This window comes from Cronobacter muytjensii ATCC 51329 (genome assembly GCF_001277195.1).
In the GTDB taxonomy this organism is placed as follows: Bacteria; Pseudomonadota; Gammaproteobacteria; order Enterobacterales; family Enterobacteriaceae; genus Cronobacter; species Cronobacter muytjensii.
Window position 1 is genome coordinate 1,257,599 of the sequence record NZ_CP012268.1, and the last position, 15,442, is coordinate 1,273,040.

18 protein-coding genes are annotated in these 15,442 nt (G+C 58.4%); 2 read left to right on the forward strand and 16 right to left on the reverse strand.

Features of this window, described 5'->3' with window-relative positions; all coding sequences use genetic code 11:
• The first annotated feature begins 122 nt into the window (after positions 1–122).
• Positions 123–1,793, forward strand: coding sequence for a cellulose biosynthesis regulator diguanylate cyclase DgcQ (dgcQ, locus tag AFK63_RS05765; RefSeq protein WP_050568133.1), 1,671 nt, complete (start codon positions 123–125; stop codon positions 1,791–1,793).
• Positions 1,794–1,796: 3 nt separating this feature from the next.
• On the opposite strand, the gene AFK63_RS05770 is transcribed toward dgcQ, so the two are convergent.
• Together AFK63_RS05770 and AFK63_RS21540 are read right to left on the reverse strand one after the other, a co-directional pair.
• Positions 1,797–2,612, reverse strand: a complete 816-nt coding sequence (locus tag AFK63_RS05770; RefSeq protein ID WP_038862109.1) for a mannosyl-3-phosphoglycerate phosphatase-related protein — start codon at positions 2,610–2,612, stop codon at positions 1,797–1,799.
• A gap of 303 nt (positions 2,613–2,915) precedes the next feature.
• The gene (locus AFK63_RS21540; RefSeq protein WP_038862111.1) at positions 2,916–3,128 is read right to left on the reverse strand and encodes a DUF2525 domain-containing protein; all 213 of its coding nucleotides are present in this window, start codon (positions 3,126–3,128) and stop codon (positions 2,916–2,918) included.
• A 123-nt stretch (positions 3,129–3,251) separates the two neighbouring features.
• On the opposite strand from AFK63_RS21540, the gene dsrB reads away from it, so the two are divergent.
• Positions 3,252–3,440: a protein DsrB gene (dsrB, locus tag AFK63_RS21545; protein ID WP_038862114.1), complete on the forward strand. Its 189-nt coding sequence runs from the start codon at positions 3,252–3,254 to the stop codon at positions 3,438–3,440.
• 167 nt (positions 3,441–3,607) lie between these two features.
• Here the strand turns inward: dsrB and rcsA are convergent, their stop codons facing one another.
• The 14 genes from rcsA to fliF form a co-directional block, all read right to left on the reverse strand.
• Positions 3,608–4,231: a transcriptional regulator RcsA gene (gene rcsA / locus AFK63_RS05785; protein WP_038862117.1), complete on the reverse strand. Its 624-nt coding sequence runs from the start codon at positions 4,229–4,231 to the stop codon at positions 3,608–3,610.
• 348 nt (positions 4,232–4,579) lie between these two features.
• On the reverse strand, positions 4,580–5,368 hold the full coding sequence (gene fliR / locus AFK63_RS05790) for a flagellar biosynthetic protein FliR (protein ID WP_038862119.1): 789 nt from the start codon (positions 5,366–5,368) through the stop codon (positions 4,580–4,582).
• Between the two features lie 11 nt (positions 5,369–5,379).
• Positions 5,380–5,649, reverse strand: a complete 270-nt coding sequence (fliQ, locus tag AFK63_RS05795) for a flagellar biosynthesis protein FliQ (RefSeq protein WP_038862121.1) — start codon at positions 5,647–5,649, stop codon at positions 5,380–5,382.
• An 11-nt stretch (positions 5,650–5,660) separates the two neighbouring features.
• Positions 5,661–6,398, reverse strand: a complete 738-nt coding sequence (fliP, locus tag AFK63_RS05800) for a flagellar type III secretion system pore protein FliP (RefSeq protein ID WP_038862123.1) — start codon at positions 6,396–6,398, stop codon at positions 5,661–5,663.
• Positions 6,398–6,775, reverse strand: coding sequence for a flagellar biosynthetic protein FliO (gene fliO / locus AFK63_RS05805; RefSeq protein ID WP_038862125.1), 378 nt, complete (start codon positions 6,773–6,775; stop codon positions 6,398–6,400). Before fliO ends, fliP begins: the two co-directional genes overlap by 1 nt.
• The gene (gene fliN, locus AFK63_RS05810) at positions 6,776–7,240 is read right to left on the reverse strand and encodes a flagellar motor switch protein FliN (RefSeq protein ID WP_038862128.1); all 465 of its coding nucleotides are present in this window, start codon (positions 7,238–7,240) and stop codon (positions 6,776–6,778) included. It abuts the gene before it with no gap.
• The gene (gene fliM / locus AFK63_RS05815; protein WP_038862130.1) at positions 7,233–8,237 is read right to left on the reverse strand and encodes a flagellar motor switch protein FliM; all 1,005 of its coding nucleotides are present in this window, start codon (positions 8,235–8,237) and stop codon (positions 7,233–7,235) included. The genes fliN and fliM overlap by 8 nt, the downstream gene beginning before the upstream one ends.
• A gap of 4 nt (positions 8,238–8,241) precedes the next feature.
• Positions 8,242–8,715, reverse strand: a complete 474-nt coding sequence (gene fliL, locus AFK63_RS05820) for a flagellar basal body-associated protein FliL (protein WP_038862132.1) — start codon at positions 8,713–8,715, stop codon at positions 8,242–8,244.
• Positions 8,716–8,818: 103 nt separating this feature from the next.
• The gene (gene fliK, locus AFK63_RS05825) at positions 8,819–10,084 is read right to left on the reverse strand and encodes a flagellar hook length control protein FliK (protein WP_038862135.1); all 1,266 of its coding nucleotides are present in this window, start codon (positions 10,082–10,084) and stop codon (positions 8,819–8,821) included.
• Positions 10,081–10,524, reverse strand: coding sequence for a flagellar export protein FliJ (fliJ, locus tag AFK63_RS05830; protein WP_038862138.1), 444 nt, complete (start codon positions 10,522–10,524; stop codon positions 10,081–10,083). The genes fliK and fliJ overlap by 4 nt, the downstream gene beginning before the upstream one ends.
• A gap of 21 nt (positions 10,525–10,545) precedes the next feature.
• Positions 10,546–11,916: a flagellar protein export ATPase FliI gene (fliI, locus tag AFK63_RS05835; RefSeq protein ID WP_038862145.1), complete on the reverse strand. Its 1,371-nt coding sequence runs from the start codon at positions 11,914–11,916 to the stop codon at positions 10,546–10,548.
• On the reverse strand, positions 11,916–12,620 hold the full coding sequence (fliH, locus tag AFK63_RS05840; protein ID WP_038862147.1) for a flagellar assembly protein FliH: 705 nt from the start codon (positions 12,618–12,620) through the stop codon (positions 11,916–11,918). Before fliH ends, fliI begins: the two co-directional genes overlap by 1 nt.
• Entirely contained in the window at positions 12,613–13,635 is a 1,023-nt protein-coding gene (fliG, locus tag AFK63_RS05845; RefSeq protein WP_038862149.1) for a flagellar motor switch protein FliG, read from the reverse strand. The genes fliH and fliG overlap by 8 nt, the downstream gene beginning before the upstream one ends.
• On the reverse strand, positions 13,632–15,344 hold the full coding sequence (fliF, locus tag AFK63_RS05850; protein WP_038862152.1) for a flagellar basal-body MS-ring/collar protein FliF: 1,713 nt from the start codon (positions 15,342–15,344) through the stop codon (positions 13,632–13,634). Before fliF ends, fliG begins: the two co-directional genes overlap by 4 nt.
• Positions 15,345–15,442: the final 98 nt, after the last annotated feature.

Here is a 15,442-nt window from a genome sequence, read left to right on the forward strand (position 1 = left end):
AGGCGACAATATTTAAAAAACCGGCCACACTTTTAATATCCGCGCCGCCTGGTATTATCGGAGCCGCCTGACCTTCACTATGCCTCAATGAGTCGAGCCTTTATCAGTACAGGGAGTCTGACGTGCCTGACAAGATCCTCATCAGCCGCTGGCGGACCAAAAACCCAATTCGGGTCGTCAACCTCTGCTTTTGCGCCGTCTTTATCTTCTCCACGCTCCTGACCTGGCGTGAAGGGGTGATATTGCAGGACGCGTTTATTTCTTCCCAGCGTAACCAGCTGGACACTATCGCCACTTCAATGGATCGCAACCTGCAATACAGCGTCGACAAGCTGCTGTTTTATCGCGCCGGGATGCGCTATGCCATGCACAATCTGCTGGAGGGGCCGGAGACCGACACGACAATGGCGTCCTTCCAGGCGCACCGCCACGCCGCCGCCTGGGTGCTGCCTGCAGCCCGTGACCATGCGCTGGTTATCAAAGGCGTGTCGGATGAATTTGTCAGTGAGAGCACGCTGCTTAAGCGCGACGATGCGCTGCTGCACAACGAGCTCAACGCGACCCTGGCGCTCGGGCATATGCTGAGCATTGCCGACAGCCGTAATGAACGGCCTGAAATGCGGACCTATTATGTTTCCCGCGCCGGGTTCTACCTCACCAGCCTGCCGTTCTACGGCCACGGGCGCATCCCGGAGCAATATTACGAGCAGGTCAGCAGCCGCTGGTTTCTTGGCCATGCGCTGCGGCTGAACCCGGCGCGCGGCGTACGCTGGCTGCACAGCCGTGACCCGAGCATGCCGTCGGGACAGCGCGTCACCGCCAGTATTCCGCTTGACGACGATGGCCGCTGGTTCGGCGTGCTGGCGATGGATTTTCCCATCAGCGCGATGCGCGATTTCCTGAAAAACGCGCTGGACAATGACGAAGCGGGCGGCGAAATCATGCTGTTTGACCGTCAGTTAAGCCTTATCTCCACCACCTCATCCGGCATGGATGACACGCTACGCTTCAGCCCGCAGGAGAAAGCGACGCTCGCGCGTCAGATGGAGAGCGGGAACGAAGGCGACGCGCGCATGGATACCCGCTTTATCACCTGGGCGAAGCTTGATTATTTCGACGGCGTGCTGGTGAAAGTCACCACCGTCTCACAGAGCGCCGAGGGTAGATTCGGCAAGGTGGCGATGGTGCTCGGCCTGCTGTGGCTGCTCTTTACCGCTATGCTGTTTATCTCCTGGCGTGTGATCGTGGGGATGGTACGCAATATGCTGACCATGCAGCGCTCCCTGAAGTGGCGCGCCTGGTATGACACGCTCACCCGGCTCTATAACCGCGGCGCGTTCTTTGAGCGGGCGCGGCTTGCCGCCAAAGCGTGCGAGGCGCAGCACCAGCCCTTCTCGGTTATCCAGCTCGATCTCGATCATTTTAAAAGCATCAACGACCGCTTCGGCCATCAGGCGGGGGATAAAGTGCTGACGTGGGCGGCGGGGATGCTAAGCCGCGCGCTGCGCGCGGAGGATATCGCCGGGCGCGTCGGGGGCGAGGAGTTTTGTATTATCCTGCCGGGCACGCCGCCGGAGGGCGCGCGTATGGTGGCGGAGCGTATCCGCCAGCGCATTAACAGCCAGGAGATTCTGGTGCGGCCCGACACCACGATTCGCATCAGCGTTTCCGTGGGGGTCAGCGAGGCCAGACGCGACGGCGATTACGATTTCGAGCATTTACAGTCGATAGCGGACCACCGCCTCTACCTGGCGAAACAGCGCGGACGCAATCAGGTGTGTGACGAAGGGTAAGGCTTATCCCTTACCCAGAAAGTGATCAAGCCCTTCACGAAAACCCGCCGGGCCGCTCTCCTGCGTATGATAAACGCGTTGCGGATCGTTATTTTTCAGGCTCACGCCCTGGCGGCTGAGCCCCTTCACCACCACGGCGAAATCGACATTATCAAGCAGTGAGGCGTCATCCGGGCCGTCGCCAAGCCCGAGCGTGGTGCGCAGCCTGCCTTCACGCTGGCGGTATTGCTCTTTAAGCCAGTTCACCGCCTGGCCCTTGCCGCCGCGCGCGTCCAGCACGTGCCAGAAACGACCGCCTTCCAGCATCATTAAGCCGAGCGCCTCAAGGCTTGCGGTAAAACGCGCCAGGTTTTCATCGCTGTCGCGCCAGATAACCGTTTCTGAAGCTTCCAGCAGGTTCGCCATCGCGGCGAGCTTCGGGCTGAGGCCCGTCCATTCGGCGATGGTTTTGTCATCCACATCGCTAAAGCAGAAGAGCTTATAACCGTGCTCGTCGCGCAGGCGGTTGATCACCGCAAGAATTTCATCATGCGGCACGCCGTTAAGCAGGCGAGGGAAGTCGGGACTCTCCTCCCAGCGGGCATCAAGCTGAATAATCGCGCCATTCTCGGCGATAAACGGCTGACCCTGTAAACCGAGCGACTCTTGCAGCGCGATAATCTCTGCCGCCGTTTTGGTGCTTGAGAGCACGACCGGCACCTGGTGGTCGATTAACCGTGTAAGCCACGCCTGCGCAGGCTCCCATTCATGTGTGTTGGGATCGAGCAAGGTGCCGTCGAGATCGGTAATCACCAGCAAATCGTCATTAAGATGCGCCATAGCGGCTCCTTTTTTGTGCGCCGGGGATCCCGCCGTTAACCAGGAAAAATCTCAATTAATCGGCCTCGTTTGCAGGGGTATTCCGGGATCGATTCCATGGAAGGCGCGCGGTTGTTGGCTTGCAGTGAATATATCCGCCAATAATATTAGCAGCGTATTATTCACCAGCAGAATATATCCTTGTGCTGTAAAAATTTTGCGGTATGTTGTTCATCGACATCAGTTTCCCTGGTGTAACGAATTTTAAGTGCTTCTTGCTTTCGCAAGCTTATCCCGGCTCCCCAGGCCGGAATATTTTTATGCTCAACGGTTCACTTCGCTCGGCCCCGCGTCGCGGATATCCAGTTCAAACTCTTCGCCCAGCTCCCGACACGCATCCTGCCTGTGCGCATCCGCCTGCGCCGAGGAGACACTGTCTGGCGTGCGCTGCTCGTGCTCGCTGATGACCTCAATCGCGCCCAGCAGGGCGTCGATATCGGCCTGCGGCGCGTCTGGCGTGGGATATTGCAGTTTCATGGCACTTACCTCCGGCGGCCCCATCCCTACAAGTATAGCCAGGCGCGTGCGCGCAACCACGCGCCCGGTGCCAGCAAAGCGGTTTTGTTCTACACTGGCTCAATAGTAATAAGAGGAGCAGTTATGAACGTTAACGATCGTGTTACCGTCAAGACGGATGGCGGGCCGCGCCGCCCGGGCGTGGTGCTGGCCGTCGAGCCTTTTAATGAAGGCACCATGTATCTGGTTTCACTGGAGGATTATCCGCTGGGGATATGGTTCTTTAATGAAAAAGATCACCCGGACGGGATATTTGTCGAAAAGGTGGAATAACGCGTCATACGTCTGGCTTATAATAACGCCGCCCCGTTAATAAGGGCGGCGTCATTTTTTGGGCGATGAAAATCCTCGCCGCGGCGATACGATGGAAAATTCATTTACCGTTCCGGCGAGCGCCAGAACTCAAGCGTAGGGTACAGGATAAAAATTAACGTGCTGCGTTAGCGCATATTCACAAAAATGCCGTTAGTGACGTTATCGGTCAACCGTACGACATGATAGATCACTTGCTTATTATGGGTCTTGATTTTACGTTTTATATTGCCTTTATGAGACGAAACGGTCTTGGCCTTAATATTCATCTGATCGGAAATCTGAATCGTATCCTGGCCCGACATCCACATTCTCAGCATACTGGATTCAGTACGGCTTAAAGAAAGTGTAGGCAAACTGATTTTGCCGATGCACTGCATATCTTTGGTTAAATAATCTCCCAGAATGGCATCCAGCGACTCCGGTTTAATCGATTTAGAGCTAATTAACAGATTCTTACGCACCCGTAAATATTCATCGAAGTGAATATTGGCAATCGCCATAAATACGATAAATAACGTACCGGGATGCTGATTAATGATGTGCTTTATATGCTGACTGCTCTCGGGATCGTGAATAAAACAGTCTTCATTAATAAACACCACATGGGGCTTGCGTACCTGACAGGCTTGCTCCAGATTTCCCACGCTATCAGCATGAAATATCTGTCTTTTCCGTACTCCTCTCGATGATAAATAATCGGTTAGCCCGAGCCTGGTATAGCTGCAGAGATCCATAATAATCGTTGACATAGCCTACCCTCACTAAACGCGTTATCCGTTAAAGCACAACGATTGCTCCACCAGCCTGAGAACGACCGCCGTTCTGCCAAGACCAGCAATTACGGGATAAGAAAGCGTAAAACGGCATACCGCAGACCGATAGCGTGAATCGTATCAGCCGGGTATCGAAGTCATTCAGGCGACCCCAACTATCCCGTAAAGTTACGTATAATTTGCCAGGAAAGTTCTTAAAGTAAAGAGGCGATCCGGTTATGTGAGAGGCGTAAAATCATTAATTCCGCCTGGGATGTATGGTCAGCCCGAGAATATATTTTCCATATTAGGAATATCCTTAGGATGACCATTAAAAATGGAGGGTTAACCTTTAGCCGGAATTTCGCTAACGATATCAGTCAACAAGTGAAATATTTCTGCGAATAAATGTTCACAGAACGGTGCTATTAAGGGCATTAACGCCGCCATCACGATAATCCCGATACTCAGCGTCAGCGGGAAGCCAATCGCGAAAACGGTCAGCTGCGGGGCCATGCGGTTTAACAGGCCGAGCGCCAGGTTTAACGCCAGCAGCAGCGTGATAAGCGGCAGCGCCAGCATCACGCCGTTGACGAAAATGAGGCTGCCGGCACGCGTCAGCGCCATAAACGCATTGCTGTTAATGGCCTCGCCGCTGATGGGCAGCGTATGAAACGTATCGGCAAGAATGGAGATAAGCCACAGGTGGCCATTGAGCGTCAGGAACAGCAGCATCGCCAGCATATCGATAAAGCGCGCCAGCACCGGCATATTCAGGCGGCTGCCCGGGTCGAAGAACGTGGCGAACGACAGCCCCATTTGCAGGCCGATAAGCTCGCCTGCGGTACGCACCGCGGCAAACGCAAACTGCATCGTAAACCCGACGGCGATGCCGATAAGAATTTGTTGCAGCCCCAGCCACAGCCCTTCAAGCGAGAAAATCGGCACGTTGCTGCCGGGAATATTCGGCGCGAGCGCGATGGTAATCAGCAGCGCAAGGCCGATTTTGACGCGAATGCTGATGGCGCGCTCGCTCAGAATAGGCGCGGTGCTGATAAGCGCCAGCACGCGCAGCAGCGGCCAGAAGTACAAAGTCAGCCAGTGGAGCCACTGGTCGCTGGTGAATTGCAGCATGGGAACGGCCGTCAGCCGATGATATACGGCAGGTTGGAAAACAGGGTGCGCATGTAGTCGAGCAGCAGATTAAGCATCCACGGGCCTGCCGTTACCATCACCACAAACACCGCCAGAATTTTAGGAATGAACGAGAGCGTCATTTCGTTAATCTGGGTGGCCGCCTGCAGGATACTAATAAACAGACCTGTTACCAGGGCGACCAGCAGCAGCGGGGCGGCAAGCGCGAGCGCGACTTTCATGGCTTCCGTGCCCATCATCATGACTGATTCTGGCGTCATCATGCACCTCGTTAACTGTAAAAGCTTTGGGCAAGAGAACCGACAAGCAACTGCCAGCCGTCAACCAGCACGAACAGCATCAGCTTGAAGGGCAGGGCGATAGACGCCGGCGGCACCATCATCATCCCGAGCGCCATCAGCACGCTCGCCACCACCAGATCGATAATCAGGAAGGGAATGAATACGGTAAAGCCAATCTGGAACGCGGTTTTCAGCTCGCTCGTCACATAGGCGGGCAGCAGGATGCGCATCGGCACCGCTTCCGGCCCCTGGAGCGGCTGGGTATTGGCAAGCTTCGCGAACAGCGCGAGATCCGCCTCACGCGTCTGGCGCAGCATAAATTCGCGCAGCGGTTGCGAGCCGCGCTCAATAGCCACTTCCATCGAAATTTTGTTTTCGCTGAACGGCTGATAGGCGTCGGTATAAATCTTATCGATAACCGGCGACATGATAAAAAAGGTCAGGAACAGCGCGAGGCCCAGCAGCACCTGGTTTGGCGGCGCGGACGGGGTGCCCAGCGCGTTACGCAGCAGGCCGAAAACGATAATGATGCGCGTAAAGCTGGTCATCATTAACAGAATGGCGGGCAGGAACGTCAGCGAGGTGATAAACACCAGCGTCTGTACCGGCAGCGACCAGCTCTGTCCGCCGCCGGACATCGGCTGGCTGACAAGACCCGGCAGTTGTGCCATCGCCGGCGCGGCCATCAGGCCGAGCGCGAGGAAAGAAAGATTCAACCAACGACGCATTACTTTCTCCCGCTACGCTTAAGCAGATTCTTCATCAGGTTCTGGAACTCACCGGCTGGCATCGTTTCCTGCTCCGGCGCGGCTGGCGCGGGCGGCAGGGTGTGCAGCGGCGTAATCGAGGTGGCGGTCACGCCCAGCACCAGGCGGGCGTCTTCCACTTCGACAATCACAATCTTTTCCCGAGCCCCGAGGCTCAGGCTGCTGTTAAGCTTCAGACCACGCATCCCGGCGGTTTTAGCGGTGAAGCCAAAACGCTTTGCCATCCAGGCAAACAGCAAAATGAAGATGATAATCAGCGTTAACGCGCCGCTGACCTGGATTAAGGATGAGCCGGCGTCGGGCATTGCCGGCTGTTGAACTGTGGTCTGATTTTTCATTTAACGACTCAGGCGACGCATACGTTCTGACGGGGTGATGATATCGGTGATACGCACGCCATATTTATCGGCGACGACCACCACTTCACCCTGGGCAATCAGGTAACCGTTGATCAGGATGTCCAGCGGCTCACCCGCGAGACCGTCCAGCGCCACCACGGAACCCTGCGTCAGACGCAGCAGCTCTTTGATGGTCATGCGGGTGCGGCCCAGCTCCACGGTGAGTTTCACCGGGATATCCATAATCAGGTTGATATCCTGCAGGGCGCCGACCATGTCGCCGCCTTCCAGCGCGCGGAACACGCTGTCCGCGGAGCTTTTGCCTGCGGTTTTCTGCTCGCTCAACGCGTCGGCCCACAGATCGTCTGCGGAACCGCCGGTGCTTTTTTGTTCTTTCAGTGCATCAGCCCACAGATCGTCCATTTCACCTGCGTTTTCATCGGACGGTTTGTTAATGTCACTCATTGGGCTGTTCCTCATTCAGCGAATTCAAAATTGGGTTGATCAAATGTTCAACGCGCAGGGCATATTGTCCGCTCACGGTGCCGTACTGGCTGGTGAGAACCGGCACGCCATCTACGTGCACCAGAATGCGATCCGGCTTCTCGATGGGCAGCACGTCGCCTGGCTTCAGCTTCAGGATCTTCGACAGTCGCAGCGGGATCTCGGCGAAGTTGGCAATCAACTCCAGCTCCGAGTGCTGTACCTGGCGCACCAGGTTGTCGCGCCAGTGCTGGTCTTCCTGACGGGAGTTTTCCAGCGGCGGGTTGACCAGCATTTCACGCAGCGGCTCAATCATGCTGAACGGCAGGCAGATATTAAACTCGCCGGTCAGGTTACCAATCTCGACGTGAAACGGGGTGTTAACCACGATATCGTTCGGCGAGGTGGTGATATTAGTGAACTTCACCTGCATTTCTGAACGCACATACTCTACGTCCAGCGGGTTAATCGCTTTCCACGCATCGCTGTAGGCTTCAAGCGCCAGCTTGAGCATACGGTTGATGACGCGCTGTTCGGTGTGGGTAAATTCGCGGCCTTCCACTTTAGTCGGGAAGCGGCCATCACCGCCGAACAGGTTATCCACCGCGATAAACACCAGGCTTGGCGAGAACACAAACAGGCCGGTGCCGCGCAGCGGTTTTAAATGAATCAGGTTAAGGTTGGTCGGCACCGGCAGGTTGCGGGCAAACTCGTGGTAGGGCTGGATGCGAATCGCCCCCACGGTAATGTCCGGACTGCGGCGCAGCAGGTTAAACAATCCCATACGGAACTGGCGCGCGAAGCGTTCGTTGATAATCTCCAGCGCCTGGAGGCGCTCGCGCACCACGCGACGCTGGGTATTGGGATCGTAGGGGCGGATGTCGCCATCGCCCGCTGACGCTTGCTGTTCCGCGCTCTGCTCGCTGTCGCCGTTTAACAGCGCATCGATTTCGGCTTGAGAAAGAATGCTGTCGCCCATGGCTTTACCGCAGAATAAAGGCAGTGTAGAGGACGTCAGTCACTACCTGCTTCGGTTGTCCTGCCACCAGCGGCTCGGAAAGCGTCTGTTTGATCGCTTCCACCAGCTTCTGTTTGCCCTCATCTGTCGCCAGTTGCGAGGCGTCCTGACGAGAGAAGAGCAGCAGCAGACGGCTGCGCACTTCCGGCAGATAGTCGCTCAGGCGCTGACGGGTCGCTTCGTCTTTCAGACGCAGCGTAATGCCGACATACAGCACGCGATCGGCATCACCCAGATTCACCGTAAAGGTGTCGAGGGCGAAAAAGACCGGCGCCGGCGGCGGTTCTGGCGCCGCTTTAGCCGCGGTGGTGCCATGCTGCTGCATACGCCAGTAGCTGTAACCTGCCGTCGCACAGGCAGCGAGAGTTATAATGACCAGTAACGGGATCCAGATGGAGCGTTTACGGCCTTTACCTTTGGTGATTGCGCTGTCAGTCATCAGACTCGGGTTTCCTGTATCAGTACTGCGATAGAGTGATTATCCCGTCTCTGCGCGCAGTCAAAGCCTGGAAAAAACGGGAATAATCACGTTACCTCTGGCGTTAGGCAAAGATATCCACCGCGCCAGTGCCGCGAGCGGCTGCCTGAAGGCTTGCCGGAGCGGCAATCGCTTCTTCTTCACCGCCGAGGCTAAAACCGCTGCCAGCGCGGGATGAGCCAGACTGTTGCGGGTTGTTTTGCTGCTGCTGACCGCTAAAGTTTTCGCTGCTGATGCTGCTCTGGCCCAGCTGAATGCCGCTTTCCGCGAGCTGCGCGCGCAGGGTCGGCAGCGCCGCTTCCAGGGCGGCGCGCACGTGGCTGTGCGGCGACACCATCTGTACCTGCGCCATATTGTCGTCAATCTTAAGGCTAATCTGTACCGCGCCCAGCTCTTCAGGGTGCAGGTGCAGTTCAGCGCTCTGCTGACCATTGCGGGTAAACAGCGAAATGTGCTGGCTTACCGAGTTCTGCCAGTCCGGCGTGCCGAACGGCGCCGTGACCTGAGCGGTCGGCATCGTCATTACCGGCGCGCTGGTCTGCTGGCCTGCCGCTGACGGAGTCATCGCCTGCGCGTGCAGGTTCAGGTTGTGCGGCAGCTGCGTGCTGCTGACATCCGCAGCGGTTTTATCAAGCGTTGACACCGGAGCGACGACATCGGCCGCCGTCTGGCTGACCACCGGCGCGGTCGCCGCAGCGGCCGTCAGCGGAGTAGCGGCGTCATCGGTTTTGGCGTTAGTTTTGGCATCGCCTTTCGCGTTGCCGAGCGCCTGCGTCAGGGTGGCCGCCGGGCTAAAGCCATTGGCGCTGAGCGCCGCGACGCCCTGTGCCTGCGTCTGCGCCGTCACGGCAGGCGCCGCGTTCGGCTGCTGTGCAGGAGGCAGCATCGCGAAGAGGGCGCTTAACGCGGCCATATCTTCATCGCTGAGCTTTTTATCATCGTCAAGACCGGCCGGTTTCAGCGTCGGTTGCGCAGCGGCAGTCACGGCCTGCGTATCGCCCGCGGCAAGCGAGAGATCGGCGGGCGTGATGTCGCCGCGGGTCAGCTGATCAAGCAGACGCGCCAGATCGCTCTGGGAGCCCGGCAGGGTCGCCGTCGCGTCCGCCAGCGTTTTACCCGCCAGCGTCTCTTTACCGGCAGCGCCCTGTAACTGCGCGAGCGATAACGTTTTACCGTCCGCAAGCGTCAGCTCGCCAGAAAAGTGCTGGCCTAACAGCGCCAGGAAATCCTGCGCCGCGTCGCCGCCTTTCGCGTCAACGCCTTTCAGACCGGCGCCAGGGGATGTCGCGTCGACATCGCTGGTCAGCACAACATTGGGCAACGTAATCATTCGCCTTTCCTCATTGATGCCCGCTGGGCAAATTCATCCATTCTTTTTTGATCGAGCCGGTTTTCCGCCAGCATCGCCGCGCTGGCATGCCGGTCCTGGAGCGTTTGCCAGGCCTGAAGACGCTGCTTTTTCTCTTTCCAGAACGAGAGCGCCTGATCGACTTTGTTATTCCACTGCGTCAACTGGAGGCGATGCTGTTCAATCGCTTTCTCCAGCGTCTGGATAAACTGCTGGTAATTGACCCAGCGGTTACTGGCAATCCCCTGGGTCATGGTCTGATTCAGGTTATTGCGATATTCCTGCTGATAATTCATCAGCATCGACAGCTGCTCCTGCGCCTGCTGGCAACCGCGGCGCATTTCGCCGAGCCGCAACGCGGCATCGTCGACTTCTTTCTCAGCCATATCTTTAAGCGTGTTCAGCGCGCCATTTTGTTTCATGGCTACCTCCCTCATACCTCATCACACTGACGGGAAGATAAGTTCCAGTGCCTGTAACGCATCCTCGACATTGGAACGTTCGTAAATACCTTGCTGCAGAAACGCTTCCAGTTGCGGCCACAGCGTAATGGCGCGATCCAGCATCGGATCGCTGCCTTTGGCGTAAGCGCCAACGCTCACCAGATCACGGTTGCGCTGGAAGCTTGAGAGCAGCTGTTTGAAGGTCCTCACGCGCGCGTAATGCGACTCGCTGATGATGGAGGTCATCACGCGGCTGATGGACGCTTCAATATCAATGGCCGGATAGTGTCCGGCTTCCGCGAGGCGGCGCGACAGCACAATGTGGCCGTCGAGAATGGCGCGCGCGGAGTCGGCGATCGGGTCCTGCTGGTCGTCGCCTTCGGTCAGTACGGTATAAAACGCGGTAATCGACCCGCCGCCGGTAATGCCGTTACCGGCGCGTTCCACCAGCGCAGGCAGTTTGGCGAAGACGGAAGGCGGATAGCCTTTGGTCGCCGGCGGTTCGCCGATGGCGAGCGCAATCTCACGCTGGGCCATCGCGTAACGGGTCAGCGAATCCATGATCAGCAGCACGTGCTGGCCACGGTCGCGAAAATCTTCCGCAATGCGCGTCGCATACGCCGCGCCCTGCATACGTAATAAAGGAGAGACATCCGCCGGGGCTGCGATCACCACAGAGCGCGCGCGCCCTTCGGCGCCGAGAATGTTCTCAATAAAGTCTTTAACTTCGCGGCCACGCTCGCCAATCAGGCCCACGACGATGACATCCGCCTGGGTGTAGCGCGCCATCATGCCGAGCAGCACCGATTTACCGACGCCGGAGCCTGCGAACAGACCCATACGCTGGCCGCGTCCCACCGTCAGCAGGGCGTTGATCGGGCGCACGCCCACGTCCAGCACGTCTTCAATCGGGGTACGTTGCAGCGGGTTGAACGGCGGCGTCATGAGCGCGCCGGTCGTTTCGGTATCGGGGGAGGGCAGGCCGTCGAGCGGTTTGCCCGCGCCGTCGAGCACGCGGCCCAGCAACTGCGGGCCGAGCGGCAACTGTTTGCTGCTGTGCAACCCTTCGCCGCTACCGCCACGCGCATAGACGCGCGCGCCCGGCAGAATGCCTTCCACTTCTTCAAGCGGCATCAAAAACAGTTTCTGGCCGTTAAAGCCGACCACTTCGCTCTCCACTTCGTGGAGCTGCGTGCCTTCCTGACGTTCGATAATGCAGGTCGCGCCGAGCGGCAGTTGCAGGCCCGTCGCCTCCAGCACCAGGCCGGTGGCGCGGGTCAGGCGGCCGTAGCGGCGCACCGAGGGCAACTGCGCCATTTTGGTCTCGAAATTATCGAGCGTGTTAAGCCAGCGAGTCAGTCGGGCAGTCATTACACCACTCCTGGTGCGGCCAGGCGGCACAGTTCCTGCCAGCGCGTCGCCACGCTGGCGTCGAGATCGCCTTCATCGGCGGAGACTTTGCAGCCGCCCGGATGCAGCGTCGGGTCGCCGCGCAGCCGCCAGCCGTGCAGGCTTAAGGTCGCGCCGAGCATCTCTTCGACGCGCTGTAAATCGTCCGGATGCACACGCAGCTGCGGTTTGCCGCTGAACAGCGGCTCCTGCTGCAACAGCGTCTGGATCTGCTTGATCAGGTGGTTATTATCCACCTGAACATGGCCTATCACCTGACGCGCCGCTTCCAGCGCCATCTGCATCAGGCGCGAGGCGATAACGCTGTCGAGCGCGTCCAGCGTATACTGGAACTCGCTCACCAGCTGTTGCATGCGGGCGTGGATCGGGCCTTGTTGGGCGCGCGCTTCCGCAAGACCCTGTTCGAGACCTTTCGCATAGCCTTCCTGGCGGCCCTGTTCGAAGCCCTGCTGACGCCCCTCGGCAAGCCCGGCGTTATAGCCTTGCTCATGCGCCTGGGTCTGCATCATCACCAGCGCCTGCTGCTGTTGTTGCAGGCGTAACTGCTCTTCGTCGACTTCTTCGCTCTCGCCGCTGACCGTCTCGTCGAATGCCGTGAATTCCGGCATTACGGGAGGAGAGAGGTCGTCAGGCATCCAGCGCTGCCAGGGAAGCTTATTAGACATAGGTATCCTCGCCGCTGCCAATTACCATCTCGCCGGTTTCCGCCAGACGACGGACGATGAGCAGGATAGCTTTCTGTTCGTTTTCCACCTGAGACAGACGTACCGGGCCGCGGTTGGCCAGGTCGTCGCGCAGGATATCGGCGGCGCGCTGCGACATGTTGCGCAGGAACTTCTCGCGCAGCGGCTGCTCGGCGCCCTTGAGCGCGATAAGCAGAGATTCGGACTCCACTTCCTGCAGCAGGCGCTGGATGGAGCGGTCGTCGACTTCCACCAGGTTTTCGAACAGGAACATCTCGTCGATGATTTTCTGCGCCAGGTCGCCGTCGAACTCGCGTACCGCGGTAATAACGGCTTCTTCCTGCTGAGTTTTCATCAGGTTGATAATTTCGGCCGCCGTTCTCACGCCGCCCATTTTGCTGCGCTTGAGGTTCTGACCGTCGAGCAGGTTGTTCAGCACTTCGGTCAGTTCCGCCAGCGCCGCCGGCTGGACGCCGCCGAAGGTGGCGATACGCAGCATGACGTCGTGACGCAGACGCTCGTCGAACAGCGCCAGGATATCCGCCGCCTGTCCACGTTTGAGGTGAACAAGAATGGTGGCGATGATCTGCGGGTGCTCGTCGCGAATAAGATCGGCCGCGCTCTGCGGTTCCATAAAGTTGAGCGTTTCCATGCCCGACGTCGTCTCTTTGGAGTCGAGAATATCTTCCAGCAGGCTGGAGGCGCGCTCTTCGCCCAGCGCTTTGACCAGCACCGAACGCAGGTAGTCGTTGGTGTTGATGCTGAGCGCCGCGAACTGTTCCGCTTCCTGCTCAAACTCCGCCAGCACGTCGGTCAGCTGTTTGTTGGAGATCTGGCGCACGCTCGCCATCGCGGCGCTGAGGTGTTGCACCTCGCGAGGCGAGAGGTGTTTAAACACCTCTGCCGCGCGGTCTTCACCGATGGTCATCAGCAGAATGGCGCTCTTATCGGTGCCGGACAGACCATTCGTATTAGCGTTGGTATTAGCGTTACTCATAGCTCGTTACTCATCCACTGGCGGATGACCAGCGCGACCACGCGCGGATCGTTGTCAGACATTTCGCGGATACGCTGGCTCATGACTTCTGCGCTCAGGCGCTGGTTGGCGCGGCGCTGCTGCGTCTGTTCGTCTTTGCTCAGGCGAACTTCCACGGACTCTTCGACTTCTTTACGCTGCTGCTGCATTTCCTGGACGCGCTTAACTTCTTCAGCGCGGCGCTGGAGCTGCGGACGAATCGCTTTACGCCACAGCAGCCAGGCGACAATCAGCACCACCAGCCAGCGGCCTGCGGCCAGAAGCTGATCGATGAAGGATTGCTGCTGCCAGAACGGCAGTTCGCCACCGGTTTCATCGCTCGCGGTGAACTGCGAGTTGACCACGTTCAGGGTGTCGCCGCGCTTGTCGGAGTAGCCCATCGCTTCGCGGGTCAGGTTTTCAATCTGTTTCAGCTGATCAGCGGTCAGCGCCAGCGGTTTGCCGTTCGCCAGCTGACGGTAGTTCACCACCACCGCAACGGAGAGACGCTGCACGTCGCCCACGTTCATTTTGGTGTGGCGAATAGTGCGGTCCACTTCATAGTTCGTGGTTTCACCGCGCTGGCTGCTGTGCGGGCCACTGCTCGCGCCAGCGGTGCTGGTGTTCTGGGTACGCTGGCCATTCTGGCCATTGGCGTTCTGACCGTTGGCGTTCTGGGCATTATTCTGCCCGGCCGGCGCATCGATAGGCGCGCTGTTGGCCGGTGCAGGCTGGTTCGAGAGCGCACCCGGTACGCCGCCCGGATATGCGCCGCCGACCTGGTCGTTGGTGTTCAGCTGACGAGAACGTACCGCCATCTGCGCCGGGTCGCTGTTCGGACGGTACTGCTCTTCAGTCTGTTCTTTATTAGAGAAATCGATTTGCGCGGTAACCTGGGCGTGAACGTTGCCGGTGCCGACGATAGGCGCAAGGATAGATTCGATACGGCGCTGCACGCGGCCTTCGACATCAGCGGCATATTTCAGCTGCGCGTCGTTAAGGTCGCGACCGGCGGTGCCGGACTGGGTCAGCAGGTGACCGGCCTGATCCACGAGCGTGACGTTGCCCGGCGGCAGACCAGCGACAGCGCTGGAGACCATATGCACCACGGCGGCTATCTGGCCTTCATCCAGGGCGCGGCCCGGCTCAAGGCTCAGCGTGACCGACGCGGACGGTGACTTCTGCTCGCGGACGAATAACGACGGTTTCGGCATGGCGAGATGCACACGCGCGCTCTTCACCGGCCCTAAGGTCTCGATGGTGCGCGCCAGCTCGCCTTCCAGCGCGCGCTGGTAGTTAACCTGCTCGCTGAACTGGCTGATGCCGAATTTTTCCTGATCCATCAGCTCAAAGCCTACGGCGCCGCCTTTCGGCAACCCCTGCTGGGCCAGGCGCAGACGCAGCTCATGCACCTTCTCGGCGGGCACCATAATGGCGGCGCCGTTATCGGAGAAGCTGTAAGGAATATTCATCTGAGTCAGTTGGGTGACGATAGCGCCGCCGTCCTGATCGCTCAGATTGCTGTAAAGCACGCGGTAATCGGGCTGTTTTGCCCAGAGCACCAGAGCCACAATGATAGCGACCGCGGCGGCCCCGGCCACCATTAAGGGGATCTTCGGGTTTGCGCGTAAGCGGTTGAGCCACTCTACGGTTTTATTTTGTGGCGTTTGAGTTGAAGCTGCGGCAGTCATTGCGCCCCTCTTGACTCAGCGTTGACAGAATAATGCGTGTTATGAAGCAAAACGGACTCCCGGGTCGGCAAGCACGACTAAAGTTCCACTAGGATGGC